We start from the raw sequence: 20,775 nt of genomic DNA, 5'->3' as shown, positions 1-20,775 counted from the left end.
GCCGTCATGTTGGTGTCGTCTGTCATGCCCACGACATCGGCCAAAACCAGCCATCATCTCAAGGCGGGAAACAGCTGACGGTTACCCTCGGCATTGGCTGCGGCCTGCTCCATGGTCTCGCCCGACGAGGTGCAGCCGTCGAGGTCGGGGAAGTGCACGCCGAACCCGGTCGAGGATTTTTCGAGAATAGCAGGGTAGTATCGAGCGGCCATGGTTACTCCCAAGTGTGTATTTTGTTTGGCTTGGCGGCGCCGAATGCGGCGGCGAGAGGTCAGGCACGATAACGGCGCCAACATGACTTCCTCCGGTCTAATCTGGAGGTTATCCGCCGTTTTTCCGAAATGGTGGCGCATCCCTCCGGCCGCTTGAGCGTCGACGGAATCCGTCCGCTAACCGCCCGATGATGAGGGCGGCATGGTTTGTCCATTGTCCGGCTCAGCTTGCCCGCCGGTCTGCGCCGGCACCCATACCATCGGCGGCGTCTCCACCGCGGTGGCCGGTGGCATCGTGCCCGCTCCCGCGATCAACCCTGCCTGTATAGAGATGCCAAGCTGAAGTCCCACTGAAGCCCTGCCGTTATCCAAAACTGTGGATAACGGCAGCAAAGCCTTGCGCGCCCGGAGAGGTTCGAACTCCCAACCCCCAGATTCGAAGTCTGGTGCTCTATCCAGTTGAGCTACGGGCGCCGGCAGCGTGCTTGCCGCAGTTGCCGGCGGCCGGCAAGCCGCGCTCACCAGCGGGCGAAGAGTCCCAGCACCGGCCCGGCTATCGCGTTCCAGCTTTCGGCGCAGGCGATGCCGCAGCGCCGCGCCCATCCCGGCAGCACGGCGGAGACAAAAAGTTGGCGGACGGCCGCGCGGCTGGCCGCAGTCTCCGGCACCAGTGCCAGGGTGCCCCGCTCCGCCACCGGGCAGGGCGGTTGGCCCAGGGCGCAGGCCAGGCCCAGTGTCCTTTCCTCCTCCGCCACCCGCCACATCTCGGTCTCGAAATCCGCCAGCCCGCGGCGCAGCACGGCCTGGACCGCCGGCGGCAGGGCCGTCCAGCCGGCCTTGTGGGTGGTGAGGAAGGACATGGCCCAGCCGAGCGGCACCGGCGAGATATGCGTCGTCAGCCGATGCAGCCCGAGCCCCTGGCCCGGCAGGGCACCGGTCACCGCGCAGTCCAGCCGCTCTTCCCGAAATGCCGCCAGCAGTCGATCGAAGGCCACCACCAGCGGCTGTGCCCCGAGCGCCACGATCAGATCCGACTGGTTGACCGAGGCGACCCGCACCCGCCGCCCGGCCAAGTCCATCAGGCTGACGAAGGGCCGGTTGCAGAACATCACCTGCGGCGGCCGGACGAAAGTGGCCAGCACCTCGATCCCGTAGCGCTCGGCCAGGATGGCGTCGATCCGCGGCTGCCAGATGGTCAGGGCGCGGCGCAGGCTCACCAGGTCGTCCGCCAACAGGGGCAGGTCCGTTGCCGCCAGTTCCGGCTCGGTCAGCGCCACCGCATTGGCCTCGAGGGAGCCGAAGAGCACCACGCCGCTGCGCATCACCGCCAGCATATGCTCCGGGTCCAGGCCGGCACGGCTGAAGGAGATAATGCTGGGCAGCAGGCGGCCGCCGGTCAGGGCGGGTACGCGCTCGCTCCAGAAGGGAACCTCGTGCTGCTCGTATTGCCGGACCCCGGCGAAGCCGCTGATGACCCGGACGCGGATCGGCTCGGCCGTCGAAGAAGCGTCCTGGACCTGAGCTTGGGCGGGGTTGCCGATACCCAGCACCAGCAGCATCAGCCAGCCCGGCAGCAGGCCGCGATACCGCCCAAGCCCAACCATCGCACACCCTCCGGACCAGCCCATCTGGGTGCAGAATAAGCCTGGGACGCGACGTGGCCGCACGAGATTTTTACCGGACGGTTCCTAGACGGTTGCCGGATTGGCGGGCGGGGACAATGGCGTCAATGCCTGCCGCCACCCAGTGGCGCGTCATGCCCCCTTCCGCAGCGGCCGTACGAAGCGAGCGCCCGTCTCGGTGAATCCAGTTGCCAGGCAGAAGTCGCCGAGCACAGGCGCCTCTGCCGGCGCCAGCAACTCCAGCATGCCGCATCCCGCGCTGCGGGCCGCCTGCGCGGCGGCCTTCAGCAGCAGCCGGCCGATCCCGCGCCGCCGGTCCTCCGGCCGCACCAGCAGGGTGGTGACCTGGGCGATGGGCTGCGCCGCGTCGAGGCTGCGGTACCAATGCAGGATGACGAGCCCGGCGGGAGGGCCCCAGTCGACGGCGATGAGGGCGGCGCCCGGCCCTTGCTGCAAGGCTGCCAGCCGCTCCGCCAGCAGGCGCGGGTCGAGGCCGCCGCCCAGCAGGTCCGCCAAGCCGGCAGCCTCGGCCGGGCTGGCGGCGCGGATTTCCAGGCCATGGCGCGATGTCACCGGGTCCCTCCCCTTTCCCTGCCCGAGTGCTGGCCACCATTCATCCGGTGGATGCAGCCTATCCGGGCTTAGGCGTGGCGTCCCGGCCGGGAGAGGACGATCTTCCGCGGCACGGACGGGTCGCCCCCGGGTGCAAACCCCAGGGACCATCGCCACAGCAGGAGACCAGTACCATGAACCGCCTCGCCATCGGCACCGAGCAACTTAGCGATGCCGCCACCTATGCCTTCGCCCTGGCCTATTTCACCAGCTTCGTCGTGGCCATCGAGCTGGCGCTGAACAAGCTGGTCTATTGAGGCCAGCCGCCGCGGGGCCGGCCCCGGCCTGGACCTGGCGCGGCGTTATCCCTGCGAGACCTCATCCGTGATCACCTGGAACTCGACCAGAGTGCTTGGGCCGAAGGTGGTACTGATCGCCACATCGGCGGCATCCCGGCCACGCGCCATCAGCACCCGGCCGATGCGCGGACGGTTGTGCCGGGCGTCGAAGGTGTACCAGCCGCCTTCGAGATAGACCTCGAACCAGGCGGACCAGTCCATCGGGTCAGGCACGGCGGGCACGCCAATATCGCCGAGATAGCCGGTGCAGTAGCGCGCCGGGATATTCATGCAGCGGCAGAGCGTCACCGCAAGATGGGTGAAGTCGCGGCAGACGCCGACCTGTTCCTGGTAGCCCTCTGACGCGGTGCGGGTATTGCGCGCGCGCTGGTAGTCGAAGCGGATCCGGTTGTTGACGAAGTCGCAGATCGCCTGCACGCGGGGCCAGCCCATCGGGGTATTGCCAAAGGTCTGCCAGGCGATGTCGGACAGCACCTCGGTATCGCAGTAGCGGCTAGCCAGCAGGAAAACGAGGGCGTCGTCCGGCACCGCAGCCACGGCCATCTGGCGGGCATGGGGCGCCACCACATCCGGCAGGCCGCTGTCGCGGATCACCGCATCCGCGGTCAGCGTGTAGCGGCCGGCCGGGGCGGAGATGCGCTGGCAGGTATTGCCGAAGCCGTCAGTGTAGAAATGCACCGGCAGGAAGGGGGTGACGACGACGCCATCGGGGCTCAGCAGATCCGCCGTACGGCTCGGATGCACGTTCAGCAGGAAGACCGCATCGGTCTGCATCGGGAAATCATAGGTGAGTTTATAGCCAATTCGGATAAGCATGCCTCGGTTCCAACCAGATTGGGCTTCGCAACGTTGGAATTGCGCAGATGTTGCACAGATGCGCCCGCAAAATTTGACCGCCTTCCCTGCGGACCTATGCTGAGCAGGTCCGAACGGCCTTGAGGCGCCATGCCGCGAATGCTAACCGCATGAGCCGCGATCGGCCGACCCGGATGCCAGACACGGACATGTCACCGCTCCATCCCGCGCCCCATCTCATGCACCGGGTTCAGCCGGACGCCAACCGCCTCCGGCCTGGCAGGATCGATCGTTAGCCATGGGCTGGCCGCGCGCTATGAGCCGGCGCCTCTGCGCCGTCCTGGTCCTACTACTACTCATGGGCTGCACGCCCGTCGTCATCCCCGCCGGCCCCGCCGCCGTCGCGCCGCAGGTCGCCACCGAGAGCCTCCTCATGCCGGATGGCGCCCGGCTGCCCTACCGGTCGTGGCTGCCGGCAGGCCGACCCAAGGCGGTGGTGCTCGTCCTGCACGGCTTCGGCGACTATTCGCGGAATGCCTTCCAGATCCCGGCGGAGATCTTCGTCGCCCAGGGCATCGCGGTCTATGCCTATGACCAGCGCGGCTTCGGCGCCGCCCCGCATCGCGGCTACTGGGCCGGCGGCGAGACCCTGGCGGCCGATGCCGCGACCGTCACCCGGGCCCTGCAGGCGCTGCATCCCCAGGTGCCGGTCTTCCTGCTGGGGGAAAGCATGGGGGCGGCCGTCGCCCTGCTGGCCGCCGCCCGGCCCGATGCGCCACCCATCGCTGGCTATGTGCTGATGGCCCCCGGCATCCGCGGCCGCGCCACGATGAGCGACTTCTCCAAGCGGATGCTCGAATTCGCCGCGCATGCCATTCCCGCCGTCGGCTTCTCCGGCTCGGCGCCCGGCTTCTCGCCAACCGACAATGACGCGGCGATGCGGCGCTGGTCGGAGGATCCGCTGACCACCAAGACCTTCCGCGTCGATGCGGTCTATGGCCTGATCAACATGATGGACGATGCCCTGGCGGCAGCAGGGCAGTTCCGGCGCCCCGTGCTGGTGCTCTATGGCGGGCATGACCGGATCGTCCCCGCCCCTGGCATCCGCGGCCTGCTGCAGACCCTGCCGGAGACGCTGCAGCGGCGCTTCGCCTTCTACCCGGAGGGCTACCACCTGCTGCTGCGCGACAAGCAGCGGCAGGTCGTTGCCCAGGATATCATGGACTGGATGCTGCATCCCGACGCCCCCCTCCCCTCCGGCGCCGAGGCAGCCGGTCGGAAATGGCTGCAGGACGGCAGCGAGGCCGTGGCGCCATGACCGCCGTCGATCCCTCCTTCGGGACCAGCCTGCGGCAGGCCCGGCCGCTGCTCGGCAACAGCGCATGGACCCAGGGCCTGCCCTGGTCGCCGGCACCGATCCCGCGCGCCTCGCTCTGGCTGCATGCCGCATCGGCCTATGGCCTCGCCGGCCAGCCGGAATTCCTGCCCCAGGTCCTGGCGCTGCTGGCGGGCAACCACGCGCTGCTCGCGGCGCTGATGCATCCCCGCGGCGGCCGGCTCGGGCCGAACCTAGTGACGCTGCCTGCCAGCATGGCCGGGACCATCGCCCTTACCTTCGACGATGGCCCGGACCCGGAGGTCACCCCCCGCGTGCTCGACCTGCTGGAACGGCACCAGGCCAAGGCCAGCTTCTTCGTCATCGGCCGCAAGGCCGCCCGCCACGGCCCCCTGCTGCGGGAGATGCTGCGCCGTGGCCATACGGTGGAGAACCACAGCCACCACCACCGCTGGAGCTTCGCCTGCCGCGGCCCCTGGGCGCTGCGACAGGATGTCTCCATGGCGCAGCGGGCAATCGCCGAGGCAACCGGGGTGGCACCGCGCTTCTTCCGGGCGCCGATGGGCTTGCGCAACCCGCTGCTGGACCCGGTCCTGGCGATGGAGGGCCTGCAGCTCGTCGCCTGGACCCGGCGCGGCTACGACGGGCGCCCGGGCCGGGCCGAGCGCGTGCTGGAGCGGCTGACCCGCGGCCTGGCCGGGCGCGACATCCTGCTGCTGCACGATACCGCACCCCGTGGCGCACCCCGTGACCGTCCCGCCACCGTGCTCGAGGTCCTGCCGCGGCTGCTCGACCGCTGCGCCGCGGCCGGGTTCAGCCTGGGGTCATTGGCCGGGTTGCCGTCACGGGATGGCGCCGACGGCGAAGGCGCCGGGTCATGAGCAGGGGCAGTCGCGCCAGCATCCCGAAGACCAGCCGGATATGCATCCAGGTCAGCAGGACATTGTCCCGCCCGTAGTGGAAGTGGGAGACGCCGCCCTCCTCCGCCCGCAGGTAGCGGACCGGCGCGGGGATATTGACCAGCGGCAGCCCGGCCCAGGCCAGCCGCACCGCCGCCTCCGGGTCGAAGTCGAAGCGCCGCATCCAGCCGCCGCGCCGCATCACCCGCAGCAGCGGCCCGATAGGATAGACCCGGAAGCCGAAGAGGGAATCGCCGATCCCGGCCCCCAGCGTCTCCAAGTTCGCCCACCAGTTGGAGATGCGGCGGCCGCGCACCCTGAGTTGCGGCGCCTCCGGCCCGAAGACCGGCCGGCCCAGCACCAGCGCCTCCGGCATCGCGGCGGCCGCGGCCATGAAGGCACCGATGGCAGTGGCAGGATGCTGGCCATCGGCATCCATCACCAGCGCATGGGTGAAGCCTTCCGCCAGCGCCTGTTCCAGCCCGGCCAGCACGGCGGCGCCTTTGCCGCCATTGGCCGGCAGCACCAGCAGGCGGAGGTTCGGGTCCCCGGCCATCGCCGTGCGCAGCAGCGCCTCGCTGCCATCGGTGCTGCCGTCGATCACCACCCAGACGGGCGCCCAGGCGGCCCGGGCCGCCCGCACCGTCTCCAGCAGCAGCGGCCCGGTATTGTAGCTGGGGATCAGGACGAGTTGCCGCGTCGTGGCCAAGCCTAGGCGGCCTTGCCGGTGGAAGGCCCGGGCACCGGCGCGGCGACGCGGATCGCCAGCCAGGCCGGCGGGCGGCTGGCCGGCAGCGATTCCCGGTAGTGCCGTTCCAGCCGGGCGACGCCGTCGTCGTTCGCCGCACCGATGATGAAGCGCTCCCCCAGCCGGACCCGGAAGACCAGCGGCAGCACCGGGCGGCGGAACAGCGGCCAGCCCTTGGCCAGGTAGGGGCTGTCGGCCTCGATCAGCACCGCCTGCACCGGCGCCCCGGCGGCCTTGGCCATGACGGCGAAGCTGCGGTGGATCGGGTCGATCGGCGGCGTCGCGGTGCGGGAGCCTTCGGGAAAGATCAATAGCTGGTTGCCGGCGCGAACCGCGATGGCCGCCCGGCGGATCATCGGCAGCGGCGCATCGTTCGGCATGTAGCCGGCCAGCCGGATGCCGCCGCCCAGCGCCCAATTGTCCCAGAGCGCCGCCTTGGTGATGCAGACCACCCGCGGCAGCCGGGACAGGATGAGCACGGCATCCAGCATGGTCGGATGATTGGGCGCGATCACCAGGCTCGGCTCATGCCGCAGCGCGTCCAGCGCCCGCAGGTCCACCTTGAGCACGCCGGTCGCGCGCATCACCCCGATCAGCCAGCGGAAGCCGAGCATGATGGCATATTGGCCCAGGGGCTCGCCGATCCGTCGCGGCAGGATGCGGTGCAGCACCGCGGCCAGCAGGCTCCAGCTCAGGCAGCTCAGCCCCCAGACGAAGAGGCAGAAGTAGAAAGCGACGCGGTAGTACAGGGACCTGAGCCAATGCGGCGGCGCCGGTACGGCGGATGGCTCGGCTTTGGTCATGCGGGTAACCATCCTGCCGCGGTTGGGGATCGAGGCTAGCGGATGCTAGGCTGGTGGTCCAGGAATTGGGGGATAGGGCGTGCCGGCTGGGAAGGATCTCGACGCACCGCGGCCAGGGGATACCGCCCCGCCGCATGCCCCCCTGGTGCACTACTACGACCCGACGCCCGAGGCGCATTCCGGCTTCGTCCGGGCGCTGTTCAACCGCACCGCCGGCTCCTACGACCGGATCAATGCCGCCTTCGCCCTGGGCTCCGGCCCCTGGTACCGCCGGCGGGCGCTGCGCCGGGCCGGGTTGCGCCCGGGCGCGCGGCTGCTGGACGTGGCGATCGGCACCGGGCTGGTGGCGCGGGAGGCAGCGGCGATCCTCGGCGGCAGCGCGGACATGGTCGGCCTCGACCTCAGCGAGGGCATGCTGGCCGAGGCCCGCCGCGCCCTCCACCTGCCCCTGGTGCAGGCGCGGGCGGAGCAACTGCCCTTCGCCGATGCCAGCTTCGACTTCGTCAGCATGGGCTATGCGCTGCGCCACGTGGCCGACCTCGGGCGGCTCTTCGCCGGCTATCGCCGCATCCTGCGGCCGGGCGGCCGGGTGCTGGTGCTGGAGATCGCCCCGCCCGAGGGCCGGGTGCAGCGGGCGCTGCTCAAGGCCTATATGGGCGGGGTGGTCCCGGTGCTGAGCCGGCTGGCCGGCCGCGATAGCGACACGCTGATGCGCTACTACTGGGACACCATCGAGGCCTGCGTCCCGCCGCCCGAGATCCTTCGGCAACTGGACCAGGCCGGGCTGGAGGAGGTCCGCTGCGAGACCGATATCGGCATCATGCGGGCCTATTCGGCCCAGCGGCCGGTGTAGCGCCATGTCCGCCAGCGTCGCGCCGCCCCGCCACCTCGGGCTGACCCGGAAGGTCGTGGCCCGCTATGCCGGCGCCTCGCATTTCGCCCGCAACTTCGTCCGCGGCAAGCTGCTGACCGACCCGGCGAGTGTCGCCATCCTCCGCCTCGCCGCCGCCCGCGGCGGCTTCGGGGAGGTCACCGACCTCGGCTGCGGCCGCGGCCAGGTCGGGCTTTCGCTGCTGCTCGCCGGGCTGGCGACGCGGGTGGCCGGGCTCGACCTCGACCCCGGCAAGATCGCCGATGCCGACCGCGCAGCCGCCGGCCTGCCGGCCCGCTTCGCCGTGGCCGACCTCTGCGCGGCGGCGGTGCCGGCGGCCGAGACCGTCCTCATCTTCGACGTGCTGCTGCAATTGCCCGCCGCGGCGCAGCGGGCGCTGCTGGCGCGGATGGCGGCGGCGGCTCGGCGCCGGATCGTAATCCGCGCCTTCGACCCGGCCCGGGGCTGGCGCAGCACCGTCGGGGTCGCCATGGAAAGACTCGGCTGCCGCATCCGCCGCGATGGCTCGACCTTCCGCCCCCTGCCGCTGGACACGCTGGCCGCGCCGCTGGCGGCGGCCGGCTTTCACATCTCGGTCACGCCCTGTTGGGGCTGGACGCCCTTGCCCAATGTGATGCTGGTCGCCGAGCGGCCTTGCGGCTGAGGGGCTTAGCTTGCCGAGAGCTCCGGCGCTCTGCTAATCAGCCGGGCATGGGGATCGCTCAGCCTGGAAATCTGCCCGGAGGAAATTCGATGTCAACCGGGGCCGTGCCGGCCGTGCAGGGCGATACCGACCTCGAACGCGATCTGGCTCGGCTGATCGTCACATCCCTTTCGCTCGAGACCACGCCCGAGGAGATCGTCGCCGAGGCGCCGCTGTTCGGCGAGGGATTGGGCCTCGATTCCATCGATGCGCTTGAATTATCGCTGGCCATCGGCAAGGCCTATGGCGTGCAGCTCCGCTCGGATGACGAGCGCAACCACCGGATCTTCGCCTCGCTGCGCAGCCTGGCTGGGCATATTGCGCTGAACCGGACGCGCTGACCGCATGGCTTTGCGGGTCGCGCGCTTGGCGGGGGGCGTGCCGGTAGTGTGGCTGGCCGCCCTCGCACTGGAATGCGCAGCGGGTGGCACGGCGACTTGGCTGGCCGGGCGGCATGGGCCGGCGCTGATCGGTGTCCTGGCCAACCTGCTGATCGCCTGGCGCTTTGCCGCCACGTTGCGGCCGGGCGCAGTCCCGCTGATCACCCACTATGCCCGGCACGACCCGGCCGGGTTGCCGCCGCGGGCGGAGCATTATACCCGCCGGCTGACCGCTGCATGGGCCATCCTGCTCGGGCTTTTCGCCCTGGCGCATGCGGCGTCGGTCGCCGGCCTCTGGCCGCTGCCGGCGGTGTCCCTGGCGGAGGCCATCCTCTGCTCCGCAGGCTTCCTCGGCGAACATCTCCTGCGCAGCCGGCTCTTCCCGGAGCTGGGGCGGGCCACCCCCTGGCGCACGGTCAGCGCCATCCGCGCCGCCGGACTCTCGCATGCCGGTTGAGGGCTTGGCCCTGACCAACCGGGGCGCGGCCGAGATCATCTGCCATCGCGCCGGTGGTCCCGTCACCATCGGCCGCTTCCTGGCCGAGGCCGCAGCGCTCGCCGCCGCGCTGCCGGCCGAGGGCCATGCGCTGAACCTCTGTGCCGACCGCTATGCGGCGCTGCTCGGCTTCGCCGCGGCGCTGCTGCGGGGGCACCCGACGTTGCTGGGGGCCCGCCCCGGCGATGCCGCCGGCATCGGTGCCCTGGCGGCCCGCTACCCCGGTGCCTACTTGCTGGCCGACCAGCCGGAGGCCGCCGCGGCACTGCCCCTCTTCCGCGTCGATGCGCTGCGCCAAGCGCCACCGGCCGCCCCGCCACCCGCAATTCCCTCCGGACGGATCGTCGCGATCGGCTTCACCTCCGGCTCCACCGGCACGCCGACCGCGCATGCCAAGCCCTGGGGCGCACTGGTCGCGGCCGCGGCCGCAGCGGCGGCGCGCTTCGGGCTGCGGCCGGGCGACGGGCCGCCGACCAGCATCGTCGCCACCGTGCCGCCGCAGCACATGTACGGCTTCGAGACTACGATGATGCTACCGCTGCAGGCCGCCGTGGCGATCCATGCCGGGGCCAGCTTCTACCCCAGCGAGGTGCAGGAGGCGCTGGCATCCGTGCCGCCCCGCCGTCTGCTCATCACCACGCCCTTGCATCTGAGGGTGCTGCTGGCCGATGGCCGCCGCCCGGCCGCACTATCCGCCGTGATCTCCGCCACCGCCCCCCTGGCGCCGGAGATGGCGATGGCGGTGGAGCGCGACTGGGACGCGCCGATGCTGGAAATCTATGGCGCGACCGAGGCCGGCTCCGTTGCCAGCCGCCGCACCGCGCGGGAGGAGAGCTGGCTGCCCTATTCCGGTACCACGGTACGGGACGGGCTGGCGGAGGTACCCGGCCTCGGCGCGGTGCCGCTGGCCGATGCGATCGAACCCCAGGCGGATGGCCGATTCCGCCTGCTCGGGCGGCTGGCGGATGTGGTGAAGCTGGGCGGCAAGCGGGCCTCGCTGGCGGAGCTGAACCGGATACTGGCCGGGGTGCCGGGGGTGGAGGATGGTGTCTTCGTCGCGCCCGGCGACGTGGAGAACAACCCGGCGGCGCGGTTGAGCGCATTGGTGGTGGCGCCCGGTCGCACCGCGGCCGAGATCATGGAGGGGCTGCGCGGCCGCATCGACCCGGCCTTCCTGCCGCGACGGCTGGCACTGGTGGCGGCGCTGCCGCGCGATTCCGTGGGCAAGCTGCCGCGCCGGGCCCTGGCGACCCTGCTGCCCGGGGCGGAGGAGGCCTGATGCAGGCCGTCGCCCGTTTCGCCATCCCGGCGGACCATCCCTCGTTGCCCGGACATTTTCCGGGTCAGCCGATTGTCCCCGGCGTGCTGCTGCTGGATGCCGTATTGCAGGCGGTGATGGCCGCGGCGCCAGGGCGGGAGGCGCCGGCCCGGCTGGTGCGGGCGAAATTCCCCGCTCCGGTGGCGCCCGGCGATTTCGTCGAGATCACCCTGGCGCCGCGCGCCGACCGGGTCGGCTTCACCTGTCGCTGCGGCGAAACCATCGTGCTCTTCGGAGAATTCGGATGGCCGGCGCCCACGTGACGGCTCCCTCGTCACCGGACTGGGTCAGGGCGCCGGAGCGCGGGAGCCTCTTCTGGCTGCGCTTCATGATCGGGGTCGGCCGCAGGCTCGGCTGGCGGGCGGGGCATGCGCTGCTGTTTCCCATCACTGCCTATTTCCTCACCTTCTCGCCCCGGCAGCGGGAGGCGGCGCGACAATACCTGGGCCGGGTGCTGGGGCGGCCGGCGCGGCTCGGCGACCTCTGGGAGCTGTATTTCACCTTTGCCGCGACCATCCTGGACCGGGTCTGGCTGGCCGCCGGCCAGACCACCGGTTTCGAGATCACCTTGCATGGGTTGGAGGCGCTGCGCGCCCGCATGGAGGGCGGCCAAGGTTGCTTGCTGTTCGGTGCCCATCTCGGCAGCTTCGAGGCGCTGCGCGCCGTCGGTGACGCCGGCTGCCCGGTGGAGGTCGCGGTGCTGATGCACGAGGCCAATGCCGCCCGGGTAAAGGCGGTCTTCGATGCCCTCGGCGGCCAGGGCCGGGCCGCGGCGGTCATCGCCCTCGGCACGCCGGATGCGATGCTGCGGGTGCGGGAGGTGCTGGAGCGCGGCGGGCTGGTCGGCCTGTTGGCGGACCGGGCGCCGGCCGGGCAGCGGCTGCACCGGGTGGAATTCCTCGGCCATTCCGCGCCGCTGCCGACCGGGCCGCATGTGCTGGCGGCGGTGCTCGGCGCGCCGGTGATGCTGGCCTTCGGCATCCGCACCGGCCCGCGCCGCTATGCCGTGCATTTCGCCCCCTTCGCCGAGCGGATCGGCGACGGCAGCCGCGCCGGGCGGGAGGCGGCGGTGCTGGGCTCGGTCGAGCAGTATGCCCGGGCCCTGGAGGCGATGTGCCGCGCCCATCCCTACAACTGGTTCAACTTCTACCCCTTCTGGCAGGAGGAGGCGGCATGAGGGCCACCCGCCGCGCCCTGCTGCTGGCGCCGCTTGCCGTCCCGGCGTTGGCGGCGGAACCGACGCTGGAGCAGGTGATGCAGGCCCTGGCCGCGGTGCCGGAACGGCGGTCCCGCTTCACCGAGGAGAAGGTCATTCCCGAGCTTGAAACCGGCCAGCCGAACGAGGGGACCCTGTCCTGGCAGGCGCCGGACCGGTTGGAGAAGCACACCACCTGGCCGATCGACGAGCGCGTTACCGTCGCCGCCGGCCGGCTGACCTATGAACGCCGCGACCGTGGGGTGAAGCGCGAATTCGCCCTGAACGACCAGCCGGAAATGCAGGCGCTGGTGGAGGCTGTGCGGGGCACCCTGGCCGGCGACCTTGCGGCGCTGCGGCGGCATTACGGCGTCGCCTTCGCCGCCACCGCCGAGGGCTGGCGCATGGTGCTGACGCCGCTCTCGCTGCGGGTGCTCGGCGCGGTGCAGCGGATCACCGTCACCGGCCAGGGCGACGCGCTGCGTGGCGTCGAGACCGAGGGCGGCGGCGGCGTCGACCGGATGCGCATCGCACCCGCACCATGAGCCGGGTCCTGGCGGTGCTGGCGCTGCTGGCCGGGCTCGGCGGCGCGCTCGGCTGGCTGGCCCCGCCACGCGCCGACCTCGCCGAATTCCTGCCTCCCGGCCGCACCCCGGCCAGCACCTTCCTGCTGCGGGAACTGCAATCGGGCGCCGCCACCACCCTGCTGCTGGCCGCGATCGAGGGTGCGCCGAAAGCCGAGCTGGCGCGGCTGTCGCGCGAGACGGCGGCAGGGCTGCGTGCCTCCGGCCAATTCGGCTTCGTCGGCGACGGCACCCTGCGGCTGGGCGAGCAGGAGGAGGCGCTGCTCTTCCGCTACCGCTACCTGCTCTCACCCGAGACCCGGCCTGAGGCCTTCACCGCCGCCGCGCTGCGGCCGAAGCTGGAGGCGCTGCTGGACGGGCTGCGCTCCGCCGCCTCGCCCATCCTGGCCCGCTTCGGCTTCGCGGATCCGACCGGGGCCTTCCTCGGCCTGGCCGCCGCCTGGCTGGGGGATAGCCGGGTGGCGACCGAGGATGGCGCCTGGTTCGCCCCCGGCGATCACCCTCGTGCGTTGCTGGTCGCCCGCGGCCAGGGCGCCGGGCTGGACGCCGCGGCGCAGCGCCTCGCCATGGCCGCCTTCCGCGAGGCCTTCGCCGGCGCCAACCCGGCGCCCGGCGCCCGGCTGCTGCTGAGTGGCCCCGGCGTCTTCGCGGCGGAAGCGGCGGCCGGGATCGAGCGCGACGTGCAGCGGCTGACCCTGACGGCGACCCTGCTGCTGGCCGGGTTCCTCTTCTGGCGCTTCCGTTCGCTGCCGGTGCTGGCGCTGGTGGCGGTGCCGTTGCTGGCGGCGACGCTCGCCGGCTATGCGGCGGCGGTGGCGCTCTATGGCAGCGTGCATGCCATCGCGCTGGGCTTCGGCGTGACCATGCTCGGCGTGGTGGTTGACTACCCGATCCTGCTGCTGACCCTGCGCCGGCCGGAGGAATCCCTGGCCGCGGCGGCGGCGCGGATCTGGCCGACGCTGCGGCTGGCGGCGGTCTCGGCCGCGGCCGGGCTGCTGGCCATGGTCGGTTCGGGCCTGCCCGGGCTGGTGCAGACGGGGGTCTTCGCCGCCGTCGGGCTGCTGACGGCGGCGGCGACCACGCGCTGGCTGCTGCCGCGGCTGGTCCCATCTGAAATCCACATCCTGGCCCGGCCGCTCGCACTCGGGCCCTTGGCCGCGTTGCGGGGCAGGTCCCGCCCGGCGCTGGCGGTCCTGGCCCTGGCGGTCGCGGCGCTGACGGCCACCGGCGGCCCGGACCGGCAGCGCGACCTCGCCGCGCTCAGCCCGGTCCCAGCCCGGCAGCAGGCGCTGGATGCGGAATTGCGCGGCCAGCTCGGGGCGCCGGATGTCCGCAGCCTCTTCGTCCTCGGCCCCATGGCCTCGGAAGGCGAAATGCTCCAGCGCTCCGAAGCGCTGGCCGCGGCAGTGCGGCCGCTGGTCGCACGCGGGCTGCTCGGCGGCCTCGACCTGCCAAGCCGCTACCTGCCCAGCCCGGCCCTGCAGGCCGATCGGCAGGCAGCGCTGCCCGGCGATGCCGCCCTGGCCGAGGCGCTGCGAGAGGCCGCGTCCGGCCTGCCCTTCCGCCCCACCGCCTTCGCCCGCTTCCAGGCGGCGGTGGCCGAAAGCCGCGCACTGGCGCCACTCGACCTCGTCATGCTCGCGGCCGGGGCGCCGACCATCGCCGCCCGGCTCTCGCCCCTGGTCAGCCGGCATGGGGCCGAGGTCTGGGGCATCGCCCCGGCGACCGGCGTGGCAGACCCGCTGGCGCTGGAAGCGGCGGCGGCCGGGCTCGGCCTGCCCGGGGTGCTCTTCCTCGACGTGAAGCTGGAAATGGAGCGGCTGCTGGCCGATTACGGCCGGGCAACGCTGGCCTGGGCGCTGGCCGGTGGGGCGGTGGTGCTCGGGCTGCTCGGGCTGGGGTTGCGCAGCCCCGTGCGGGCGCTGGCGGTGGCCGGGCCGATCGGCGGCGCCATCCTGGTCACCCTCGCGGTGCTGGCCCTGCTGGGGGAGGCGCTGAGCCTGTTTCATCTGGCGGCCCTGCTGTTGCTCGCCGGGCTGGCGATCGATTATTCCCTGTTCCTGGCCGCGGAGCGGGCCAGGCCCGATGGGGCGGCGGAGGACGCAACGACGGGCGCCGTCTTGACCTGCGCCATTTCGACCCTTCTTACATTCGGAATGCTGTCGCTGAGCGATACCCCCGTGCTGCATGGCATCGGACTGACCGTCACCACCGGCGTCGCCGCCGCCTTCCTGCTGGCCTGTGCCTTCGCGCCTCGCGCGGTGCGCGCATGAGAGAGATGTGGCCGCTCAGGATCAGCGCAGGCACGGCGGTCACTGCGCTCGGAGCCGGACTCGGGCCGCTGCGGGCGGCGCTGTTGGAACGCCGCGGCGGGCTGTTGCCCTGCACCTTCCCCGGTGCGCCTCCGGATATCTGGGTCGGCGCCGTGCCGGGGCTGGAGGCTGCCACCCCGCCGCCAGAACTCGCCGCTTATGACTGCCGCAACAACCGCCTCGCCGAGTTGGCGCTGCGCAGCGACGGCTTCGCCGAAGCGGTGGCCGCCGCGCGGGAGCGGCATGGCGCAGAGCGGATCGCCGTGGTGCTCGGTACCAGCACCGCCGGCATCGAGCAAACCGAGCAGGCCTATGCCGCCCGCGCCGCGGGCGAGGCGACGCTGCCGGCCAATTTCGATTATGGCCATACCCATGACCTGAGGGCGCTGCCGGCCTATCTGCGGGCCCGGCTCGGGCTGCGCGGGCCGGCGCTGGTGGTCTCCACCGCCTGCACCTCCGGTGCCCGGGCGATGCTGGAGGCCGCGGCGTTGATCGCCTCCGGCCTGGTGGATGCTGCGGTGGCGGGCGGGGTGGACAGCCTCTGCCGGCTCACCCTGCATGGTTTTTCCGCCCTGGAATTGCTGAGTGCCGGCCCCTGCCGGCCCTGCACCGGCGACCGCGACGGCATCGCCATCGGCGAAGGCGCCGGGCTGGTGCTGCTGGAACGGCCCTCGGACTCGCCGGACGGGCCGCTGCTGCTCGGCGCCGGGGCCAGCAGCGATGGCCATCACATGTCCTCCCCGCACCCGGAAGGGCTGGGCGCGGTGAATGCCATGCGGGCGGCATTGGCGGCGGCCGGACTGGATCCGGCGGCGATCGACTACGTGAACCTGCACGGCACCGGCACCCGCGCCAATGACGCGATGGAGGATAGCGCCATGCATCAGGTCTTCGGCGGCAGCGTCCCCTGCAGCTCCACCAAGGGCTGGACCGGGCATGCGCTGGGTGCCTCCGGCGCGATCGAGGCGCTGGTCGCGGCGGTCTGCATCGAGGAAGGGCTGGTCCCGGGCTGCCTCGGCATCGAGGCCGCCGACCCGGCCTTCCGCTCGGATGTGGCGACCGGCAACCGCGCCCTGCCGGTACGCCGGGTGCTGAGCAATTCCTTCGGCTTCGGCGGCAGCAACTGCAGCCTGGTGATCGGCCAGGGATGAGGGCCTACGTCACGGGGGTCGCGGTCTTCGGCCCCGGCCTGCCCGGCTGGGCCGCAAGCGAGCCGGTGCTGGCCGGCACCGTGCCCTGGACCATGGCGGAGGCGCTGCCCCCGGCGCCGGCCATCCTCGCCGCCGGCGACCGCCGCCGGGCCGGCGCCACCGTGCGCTTCGCGCTGGCCGCTGCCACCGAGGCAAGCGCGGCTGCGCCCGACCGCGCCGCGCTGGAGACCATCTTCGCCAGCGGCAATGGCGACGGCGCCGTGGTGGGGACCATCCTGGATGCGCTGCATACGGTGGATGGCACGGTTTCGCCGACCTTGTTCCACAACTCGGTGCACAATGCCGCCGCCGGCTACTGGCATATCGCAGTCGGCTCGACGATGCCCTCGCTCAGCCTCGGCGGACATGACGGGGCCTTCGCCGCCGGGTTGCTGGCGGCGATGGGCGCGGTGGCGACGCGCGGGCGACCGGTCCTGCTGGTCGCCTATGACACGCCGCTGCCGGCGCCGCTGGCGGCGGTGCGGCCGACCGGCTTCCCCTTCGCCACTGGCTGCATCCTGGCCCCGGGCCCGGAAGGCGCGCGGGCCGAGCTGACGCTGCGCTACTTGGCCGACCCGGCCCCGGCGGAGATACCCGCCGAGGGGCTGGACGCATTGGCCAGCGGCAATCCGGCTGCCCGTGCCCTGCCGCTGCTGCGGGCCCTGGCGGCGCGGCGGGCCGCCCTGGTCCGGCTCCCGCTGCTGGAGGATGCGCATCTCGAGATCCGGGTGACGCCGTGCTGAACCCGGCCGAGATTGCCGCGCTGGTCCCGCATCATGGGCGCATGTGCCTGCTCGACCGCGCCCTGGCCTGGGATGCGACACACATCGCCTGCGCGACGGACCGTCATCGCGACCCCACCAATCCGCTGAGCCGGGATGGGATGCTGCCGGCCCTTTGCGGATTGGAATTCGGCTTCCAGGCCATGGCCCTGCATGGCGCCCTGACCAGCGGCGCGGCGCAGACCCGCGGCTTCATCAGCAGCCTTCGGGAGGTGGTGCTGGGCGCCACCCGGCTGGACGACATCGACGGCGAGTTGCGCATCGAGGCGGAGGCGCTGGTGGCGGAGCCGGGCGGCTCGATCTACCGCTTCGCAGTCATGGCGGCGGGCCGCAGCCTGCTCGGCGGCCAGGCCGCAGTGATCCTGGCGCGGGAGGCCGCATGACGCGCCGCCGCGCCCTGGTGACCGGTGGCGCCAGCCCGATCGGCGCAGCCATCTCCCGTGCCCTCGCCGCCGAGGGCCATGCCGTGCTGATCCACGCCCATGCCGGGCTGGACCGCGCCACGGCGCTGGTCGAGGACATCCGGGCCTGCGGCGGCGAGGCGGAGGCCTTCGCCTGCGACCTGGCCGACATGCCAGCGACCGCCACGGCGTTGGAGGCGCTGCTGGAAGCCGGGCCGGTGCAGGTGCTGGTGCATAATGCCGGGACGCATGACGACGTGCCGCTCGCCGGCATGTCCGAGGCGCAGTGGCGCGGCGTCGTCGATGTCTCGCTCAACGGCTTCTTCGCCGCGCTGCGGCCGCTGATCCTGCCGATGATCGGCACCCGCTGGGGACGGATCGTGGCGATCTCCTCGATCTCGGCGCTGCTCGGCAACCGGGGGCAGGCGAATTATGCGGCAGCCAAGGCCGGGCTGATCGGCGCGGTGAAGTCGGTCTCGCTGGAATATGCCGCGCGCGGGGTCACCGCCAATGTGGTGGCGCCGGGCATCATCGCCTCGCCCGCGGTCGCCGCGGCGATGAGCCCGCAGCGGATCGCCGAGCTGGTACCGGCGAAGCGGGCCGGGAGGCCGGAGGAGGTGGCGGCGCTGGTCGCCTTCCTCGCCTCGGACCGGGCCGGCTATATCAGTGGCCAGACCATCGCGGTGGGTGGCGGGCTGGGCTGAGCCTAGCGGGTCCGGTCGCGCATCCAGTCGCCGGCCCGGCCGATGGCAGCGCCGGTATCGTTGGCAGCACGGCCCAGAGCTTGCCCGGTGCGACTGCCGGCACGGTCCAGCGTCTCGCCCGCGCGGGTCGCCGGCTGCCGGGACTCGCAGGCGGTGGCGGCCAATAGGCCGAGGACGCAGGTGCTCAGCAGCAGGCGCTTCATTCCGCGGCCATCACCGCAGACGCGGCGGGCCGCTCCTCCGGCATCGGCGGGCCATAGCCGAAGCGGTGCAGCGCCGAGAGGACGTGGAAGACCGTCTTGAAGGACAGGATCGGCAGCACCGCCCGCCAATCCCCCCGCAGGTTGCCGGCCAGCATGTTGATGATGCCGTCCCGCATCCAGAGCGTATTGCGCGGCGCCATGAACAGGGACCGCATGACCGGGTCGTTGATCCGGTAGATCAGCCAGCCGATGCGGTCCATCGCCCGGCCCAGCTCGGCATTCGTCCGGGCGGCGAGTTGCTGGCCGCGCAGGCGGTCGTCGAGCCAGGCATCGGCGGCTTCGGCCCCGAGCTCGCCGGCGGTCATCGCCATCAGCACGCCGGTCGAGAACATCGGGTCGACGAAGCCATAGGCATCGCCGATCATCAGGTAGCCTTCGCCGTAACCCTGCTTCGAACGGTAGCTGTAATTCGCCGTGCTGAAGACTTCGGAGACGATTTCGGCGCCCTGCGTGCGGGCGGCGACGGTCGGACTGCCGGCGATGCGGTCGAAGAAGAGCTGCTCCGGCGTGCCGGTCCGGCCCTTCCAGGCCGCCTGGTTGCCGACGAAGCCGATGCTCATCAGCCCGTCCGGCAGGGGGATGAGCCAGAACCAGCCATCCTCGGCCAGATGGATGCTGATATAGCCGTCGAGCTCGCCGCTGCGCCGGGTGACGCCGCGGAAATGCGCGTACATCGCGGCGGTGTTGTTGCGCTTGTTCGATTCCTTCAGCCGCAGCCGCCCGGCGAGGAAGGTGTCACGGCCGGACGCATCCAGCACGTAGCGCGGGCGGTATTCGAGCGTCTCCCCGGCGGCATCCTGCGCGGTCACCCGCGCGGCTTCGCCGGGCTTGCCGAAGGCGATGTCGGTGACGCGGATATTCTCCCGCGTGGTAGCGCCGTGGCGAGCGGCATTGGCAAACAGCAGGGCGTCGAAATCGGCGCGCTTGACCTGCCAGGCATGGGTACGCGCCCGGTTCAGCGCCTGGGCGAAGGGGAAGGCCGCGCTGCGGCCGGTGCGGTCGGAGACGAATTCGGCACCGGGCTTGTGGACGCCGATGGACCGGACCGCCTCGAGCACGCCCAGCCGCTCCAGGATATCCAGGTTGCGCGGCAGCAGGCTCTCGCCGATGTGGAAGCGCGGATGCGCCGCTTTCTCCAGCAGCACGACATCGCGGCCGCGCATGGCCAGCAGGGCGGCGGCGGTGGAGCCGGCCGGGCCGCCGCCGATGACGAGGACGTCTGGTTCAGAGGTTTGGCGCAAGGGTTCCATTCTTCCCATCACGGACGAAGATTAGAAGCAGTATCGGCGCATTTTGCAAACCCGGCCGCGGCCCGGCAGGCCGGCCTCCTTATCGTTTCAGCATGCAGCGGCTTTGCTTCGCCAGTCATGAGTCCTGCTGCCGCAGCGCCATCAGAATTCTCTGGATGATGCCCATCTGGCAATGCCCAGCGCACCACGCATAGACTGCTGATCATGACGCTGCGGGAAGAAAAAATTTCGCGCGTAGTCGCATATAAACCAGACGGTCGTCCGACTGCTCAGAACTTACCAAACGACAGAATCACGCTTCCTTCAGCAAGCCACAGCCCCAGCCACTTCAGGTTGCTTTTCTGTAATCCGCTTGCTAGGGCCTCCGCATTCCTCGATTTGAGACGTGTGGGTCACCCCCCCGCGTTCCGGGCAGGAAATCTTGGTGTCGCTCGCGCTCCGGCCCGCCCCTATGCTTCGGGGGCATCGGCCGGTTTGTGCCATGCGGGAGCCGGGGCCACCGTAGCGCCGATGGGAGATAGCGATGGGGATCACCGACCACCTCTCCGCGACCGATGTCATCCTCGACCTCGACGCCACCAACAAGCGCGCCATCCTGCAACGCCTGGCGGCCGAGGCAGCCGCGCGTCTGGGGCGCAGCGAGGCCGAAATCCTGGACGCGCTTCAGGCCCGGGAAAGATTGGGCTCCACCGCGCTGGGCCGCGGCGTCGCGCTGCCGCATGCGCGGCTCGAGGGCGCCCTTCCCCCGGTCGCGCTTTTTGCGCGGCTGCGCCGCCCGGTGGATTTCGAGGCGCGCGACGAGCAGCCGGTGGACCTCGTCATCCTGGTCCTCTGGCCGGAGGCCTCGCCCGAAGGCTTCCTGCCAGCCCTGGCCGAGACCTGCCGCTCGCTGCGGGAGCCTCAGGTCCTGCGGCGGCTGCGCACCGTTAAGGCGCCGGAGGAGGTGGTGACGCTGCTGGCCGGCCCCGCCGCACCGGCGACGGCGTGAGGCCGGGCCACG

Annotated in this window: 25 protein-coding genes and 1 tRNA gene; 17 read left to right on the top strand and 9 right to left on the bottom strand. The window is 71.7% G+C overall.

From position 1 onward, the window contains the following. Positions 1-53 precede the first annotated feature (53 nt). The 4 genes from AC0IW9_RS23870 to AC0IW9_RS23855 form a co-directional block, all read right to left on the bottom strand. On the bottom strand, positions 54-212 hold the full coding sequence (locus AC0IW9_RS23870) for a type II toxin-antitoxin system HicB family antitoxin (protein ID WP_471650812.1): 159 nt from the start codon (positions 210-212) through the stop codon (positions 54-56). A gap of 400 nt (positions 213-612) precedes the next feature. After that, positions 613-686, bottom strand: a tRNA-Arg gene (locus tag AC0IW9_RS23865). A 44-nt stretch (positions 687-730) separates the two neighbouring features. Then, positions 731-1,816: a TRAP transporter substrate-binding protein DctP gene (gene dctP / locus AC0IW9_RS23860; RefSeq protein WP_471650811.1), complete on the bottom strand. Its 1,086-nt coding sequence runs from the start codon at positions 1,814-1,816 to the stop codon at positions 731-733. A 150-nt stretch (positions 1,817-1,966) separates the two neighbouring features. After that, positions 1,967-2,407, bottom strand: coding sequence for a GNAT family N-acetyltransferase (locus AC0IW9_RS23855; RefSeq protein WP_471650810.1), 441 nt, complete (start codon positions 2,405-2,407; stop codon positions 1,967-1,969). 173 nt (positions 2,408-2,580) lie between these two features. Between AC0IW9_RS23855 and AC0IW9_RS23850 the strand changes: the two genes are divergently transcribed. Beyond that, the gene (locus tag AC0IW9_RS23850; RefSeq protein WP_471650809.1) at positions 2,581-2,703 is read left to right on the top strand and encodes a hypothetical protein; all 123 of its coding nucleotides are present in this window, start codon (positions 2,581-2,583) and stop codon (positions 2,701-2,703) included. A gap of 45 nt (positions 2,704-2,748) precedes the next feature. On the opposite strand, the gene AC0IW9_RS23845 is transcribed toward AC0IW9_RS23850, so the two are convergent. Beyond that, the gene (locus AC0IW9_RS23845; RefSeq protein ID WP_471650808.1) at positions 2,749-3,561 is read right to left on the bottom strand and encodes a transglutaminase-like domain-containing protein; all 813 of its coding nucleotides are present in this window, start codon (positions 3,559-3,561) and stop codon (positions 2,749-2,751) included. Between the two features lie 295 nt (positions 3,562-3,856). Between AC0IW9_RS23845 and AC0IW9_RS23840 the strand changes: the two genes are divergently transcribed. Together AC0IW9_RS23840 and AC0IW9_RS23835 are read left to right on the top strand one after the other, a co-directional pair. Then, complete coding sequence (locus AC0IW9_RS23840; protein ID WP_471650807.1) at positions 3,857-4,858, top strand: alpha/beta hydrolase; 1,002 nt, start codon at positions 3,857-3,859, stop codon at positions 4,856-4,858. Next, the gene (locus AC0IW9_RS23835; protein ID WP_471650806.1) at positions 4,855-5,757 is read left to right on the top strand and encodes a polysaccharide deacetylase family protein; all 903 of its coding nucleotides are present in this window, start codon (positions 4,855-4,857) and stop codon (positions 5,755-5,757) included. The genes AC0IW9_RS23840 and AC0IW9_RS23835 overlap by 4 nt, the downstream gene beginning before the upstream one ends. Here AC0IW9_RS23835 and AC0IW9_RS23830 read toward each other — a convergent pair. After that, entirely contained in the window at positions 5,690-6,484 is a 795-nt protein-coding gene (locus tag AC0IW9_RS23830) for a glycosyltransferase family 2 protein (RefSeq protein ID WP_471650805.1), read from the bottom strand. The two genes, AC0IW9_RS23835 and AC0IW9_RS23830, sit on opposite strands and share 68 nt — an antisense overlap. Before the next feature lie 2 nt (positions 6,485-6,486). Next, positions 6,487-7,326, bottom strand: a complete 840-nt coding sequence (locus tag AC0IW9_RS23825; RefSeq protein ID WP_471650804.1) for a lysophospholipid acyltransferase family protein — start codon at positions 7,324-7,326, stop codon at positions 6,487-6,489. 79 nt (positions 7,327-7,405) lie between these two features. Between AC0IW9_RS23825 and AC0IW9_RS23820 the strand changes: the two genes are divergently transcribed. The 13 genes from AC0IW9_RS23820 (at position 7,406) to fabG (ending at position 18,262) form a co-directional block, all read left to right on the top strand. Continuing rightward, the gene (locus tag AC0IW9_RS23820; RefSeq protein ID WP_471650803.1) at positions 7,406-8,179 is read left to right on the top strand and encodes a class I SAM-dependent methyltransferase; all 774 of its coding nucleotides are present in this window, start codon (positions 7,406-7,408) and stop codon (positions 8,177-8,179) included. Positions 8,180-8,183: 4 nt separating this feature from the next. Beyond that, a complete protein-coding gene (locus AC0IW9_RS23815; protein ID WP_471650802.1) occupies positions 8,184-8,861 on the top strand; it encodes a methyltransferase domain-containing protein in 678 nt (225 codons plus the stop codon). 89 nt (positions 8,862-8,950) lie between these two features. Beyond that, positions 8,951-9,241, top strand: coding sequence for a phosphopantetheine-binding protein (locus tag AC0IW9_RS23810; RefSeq protein WP_471650801.1), 291 nt, complete (start codon positions 8,951-8,953; stop codon positions 9,239-9,241). A 4-nt stretch (positions 9,242-9,245) separates the two neighbouring features. Beyond that, positions 9,246-9,737, top strand: coding sequence for a COG4648 family protein (locus tag AC0IW9_RS23805; RefSeq protein WP_471650800.1), 492 nt, complete (start codon positions 9,246-9,248; stop codon positions 9,735-9,737). Continuing rightward, the gene (locus AC0IW9_RS23800; protein WP_471650799.1) at positions 9,727-11,055 is read left to right on the top strand and encodes an AMP-binding protein; all 1,329 of its coding nucleotides are present in this window, start codon (positions 9,727-9,729) and stop codon (positions 11,053-11,055) included. Before AC0IW9_RS23805 ends, AC0IW9_RS23800 begins: the two co-directional genes overlap by 11 nt. Continuing rightward, a complete protein-coding gene (locus AC0IW9_RS23795; RefSeq protein ID WP_471650798.1) occupies positions 11,055-11,357 on the top strand; it encodes a 3-hydroxyacyl-ACP dehydratase FabZ family protein in 303 nt (100 codons plus the stop codon). Before AC0IW9_RS23800 ends, AC0IW9_RS23795 begins: the two co-directional genes overlap by 1 nt. After that, positions 11,339-12,271, top strand: a complete 933-nt coding sequence (locus AC0IW9_RS23790) for an LpxL/LpxP family acyltransferase (protein WP_471650797.1) — start codon at positions 11,339-11,341, stop codon at positions 12,269-12,271. The genes AC0IW9_RS23795 and AC0IW9_RS23790 overlap by 19 nt, the downstream gene beginning before the upstream one ends. Then, positions 12,268-12,834, top strand: a complete 567-nt coding sequence (locus tag AC0IW9_RS23785) for a LolA-related protein (protein ID WP_471650796.1) — start codon at positions 12,268-12,270, stop codon at positions 12,832-12,834. The genes AC0IW9_RS23790 and AC0IW9_RS23785 overlap by 4 nt, the downstream gene beginning before the upstream one ends. Further along, positions 12,831-15,146: an MMPL family transporter gene (locus AC0IW9_RS23780; RefSeq protein ID WP_471650795.1), complete on the top strand. Its 2,316-nt coding sequence runs from the start codon at positions 12,831-12,833 to the stop codon at positions 15,144-15,146. Before AC0IW9_RS23785 ends, AC0IW9_RS23780 begins: the two co-directional genes overlap by 4 nt. 5 nt (positions 15,147-15,151) lie before the next feature. After that, positions 15,152-16,336 carry a beta-ketoacyl-ACP synthase gene (locus tag AC0IW9_RS23775; RefSeq protein ID WP_471650794.1) on the top strand — a complete coding sequence of 395 codons (1,185 nt, stop codon included), beginning with the start codon at positions 15,152-15,154 and terminating at the stop codon, positions 16,334-16,336. After that, a complete protein-coding gene (locus AC0IW9_RS23770; RefSeq protein ID WP_471650793.1) occupies positions 16,333-17,118 on the top strand; it encodes a beta-ketoacyl synthase chain length factor in 786 nt (261 codons plus the stop codon). The genes AC0IW9_RS23775 and AC0IW9_RS23770 overlap by 4 nt, the downstream gene beginning before the upstream one ends. Beyond that, entirely contained in the window at positions 17,112-17,540 is a 429-nt protein-coding gene (locus tag AC0IW9_RS23765; RefSeq protein ID WP_471650792.1) for a hotdog family protein, read from the top strand. Before AC0IW9_RS23770 ends, AC0IW9_RS23765 begins: the two co-directional genes overlap by 7 nt. Beyond that, positions 17,537-18,262, top strand: coding sequence for a 3-oxoacyl-ACP reductase FabG (fabG, locus tag AC0IW9_RS23760; protein WP_471650791.1), 726 nt, complete (start codon positions 17,537-17,539; stop codon positions 18,260-18,262). The genes AC0IW9_RS23765 and fabG overlap by 4 nt, the downstream gene beginning before the upstream one ends. A 2-nt stretch (positions 18,263-18,264) precedes the next feature. On the opposite strand, the gene AC0IW9_RS23755 is transcribed toward fabG, so the two are convergent. After that, positions 18,265-18,465: a hypothetical protein gene (locus tag AC0IW9_RS23755; RefSeq protein WP_471650790.1), complete on the bottom strand. Its 201-nt coding sequence runs from the start codon at positions 18,463-18,465 to the stop codon at positions 18,265-18,267. Further along, positions 18,462-19,775: an NAD(P)/FAD-dependent oxidoreductase gene (locus tag AC0IW9_RS23750; RefSeq protein ID WP_471650789.1), complete on the bottom strand. Its 1,314-nt coding sequence runs from the start codon at positions 19,773-19,775 to the stop codon at positions 18,462-18,464. The genes AC0IW9_RS23755 and AC0IW9_RS23750 overlap by 4 nt, the downstream gene beginning before the upstream one ends. A gap of 523 nt (positions 19,776-20,298) precedes the next feature. Here AC0IW9_RS23750 and AC0IW9_RS23745 point away from each other — a divergent pair. Then, complete coding sequence (locus AC0IW9_RS23745) at positions 20,299-20,763, top strand: PTS sugar transporter subunit IIA (RefSeq protein ID WP_471650788.1); 465 nt, start codon at positions 20,299-20,301, stop codon at positions 20,761-20,763. Positions 20,764-20,775 lie beyond the last annotated feature (12 nt).

The organism is Belnapia sp. AC561 (assembly GCF_979252845.1).
This window is presented reverse-complemented; position numbering and strand designations above follow the sequence as displayed.

Excerpts from the sequence above, each read along its gene's own strand:
- AC0IW9_RS23805 (WP_471650800.1), top strand. The coding sequence starts at position 9,246 with ATGGCTTTGCGGGTCGCGCGCTTGGCGGGGGGCGTGCCGGTAGTGTGG.
- AC0IW9_RS23840 (WP_471650807.1), top strand. The coding sequence starts at position 3,857 with ATGAGCCGGCGCCTCTGCGCCGTCCTGGTCCTACTACTACTCATGGGC.
- dctP (WP_471650811.1), bottom strand. The coding sequence starts at position 1,816 with ATGGTTGGGCTTGGGCGGTATCGCGGCCTGCTGCCGGGCTGGCTGATG.
- AC0IW9_RS23750 (WP_471650789.1), bottom strand. The coding sequence starts at position 19,775 with ATGGAACCCTTGCGCCAAACCTCTGAACCAGACGTCCTCGTCATCGGC.
- AC0IW9_RS23755 (WP_471650790.1), bottom strand. The coding sequence starts at position 18,465 with ATGAAGCGCCTGCTGCTGAGCACCTGCGTCCTCGGCCTATTGGCCGCC.
- AC0IW9_RS23780 (WP_471650795.1), top strand. The coding sequence starts at position 12,831 with ATGAGCCGGGTCCTGGCGGTGCTGGCGCTGCTGGCCGGGCTCGGCGGC.
- AC0IW9_RS23835 (WP_471650806.1), top strand. The coding sequence starts at position 4,855 with ATGACCGCCGTCGATCCCTCCTTCGGGACCAGCCTGCGGCAGGCCCGG.
- fabG (WP_471650791.1), top strand. The coding sequence starts at position 17,537 with ATGACGCGCCGCCGCGCCCTGGTGACCGGTGGCGCCAGCCCGATCGGC.
- AC0IW9_RS23800 (WP_471650799.1), top strand. The coding sequence starts at position 9,727 with ATGCCGGTTGAGGGCTTGGCCCTGACCAACCGGGGCGCGGCCGAGATC.
- AC0IW9_RS23870 (WP_471650812.1), bottom strand. The coding sequence starts at position 212 with ATGGCCGCTCGATACTACCCTGCTATTCTCGAAAAATCCTCGACCGGG.
- AC0IW9_RS23845 (WP_471650808.1), bottom strand. The coding sequence starts at position 3,561 with ATGCTTATCCGAATTGGCTATAAACTCACCTATGATTTCCCGATGCAG.
- AC0IW9_RS23785 (WP_471650796.1), top strand. The coding sequence starts at position 12,268 with ATGAGGGCCACCCGCCGCGCCCTGCTGCTGGCGCCGCTTGCCGTCCCG.
- AC0IW9_RS23850 (WP_471650809.1), top strand. The coding sequence starts at position 2,581 with ATGAACCGCCTCGCCATCGGCACCGAGCAACTTAGCGATGCCGCCACC.
- AC0IW9_RS23795 (WP_471650798.1), top strand. The coding sequence starts at position 11,055 with ATGCAGGCCGTCGCCCGTTTCGCCATCCCGGCGGACCATCCCTCGTTG.
- AC0IW9_RS23815 (WP_471650802.1), top strand. The coding sequence starts at position 8,184 with ATGTCCGCCAGCGTCGCGCCGCCCCGCCACCTCGGGCTGACCCGGAAG.
- AC0IW9_RS23810 (WP_471650801.1), top strand. The coding sequence starts at position 8,951 with ATGTCAACCGGGGCCGTGCCGGCCGTGCAGGGCGATACCGACCTCGAA.
- AC0IW9_RS23825 (WP_471650804.1), bottom strand. The coding sequence starts at position 7,326 with ATGACCAAAGCCGAGCCATCCGCCGTACCGGCGCCGCCGCATTGGCTC.
- AC0IW9_RS23790 (WP_471650797.1), top strand. The coding sequence starts at position 11,339 with ATGGCCGGCGCCCACGTGACGGCTCCCTCGTCACCGGACTGGGTCAGG.
- AC0IW9_RS23745 (WP_471650788.1), top strand. The coding sequence starts at position 20,299 with ATGGGGATCACCGACCACCTCTCCGCGACCGATGTCATCCTCGACCTC.
- AC0IW9_RS23775 (WP_471650794.1), top strand. The coding sequence starts at position 15,152 with ATGTGGCCGCTCAGGATCAGCGCAGGCACGGCGGTCACTGCGCTCGGA.
- AC0IW9_RS23770 (WP_471650793.1), top strand. The coding sequence starts at position 16,333 with ATGAGGGCCTACGTCACGGGGGTCGCGGTCTTCGGCCCCGGCCTGCCC.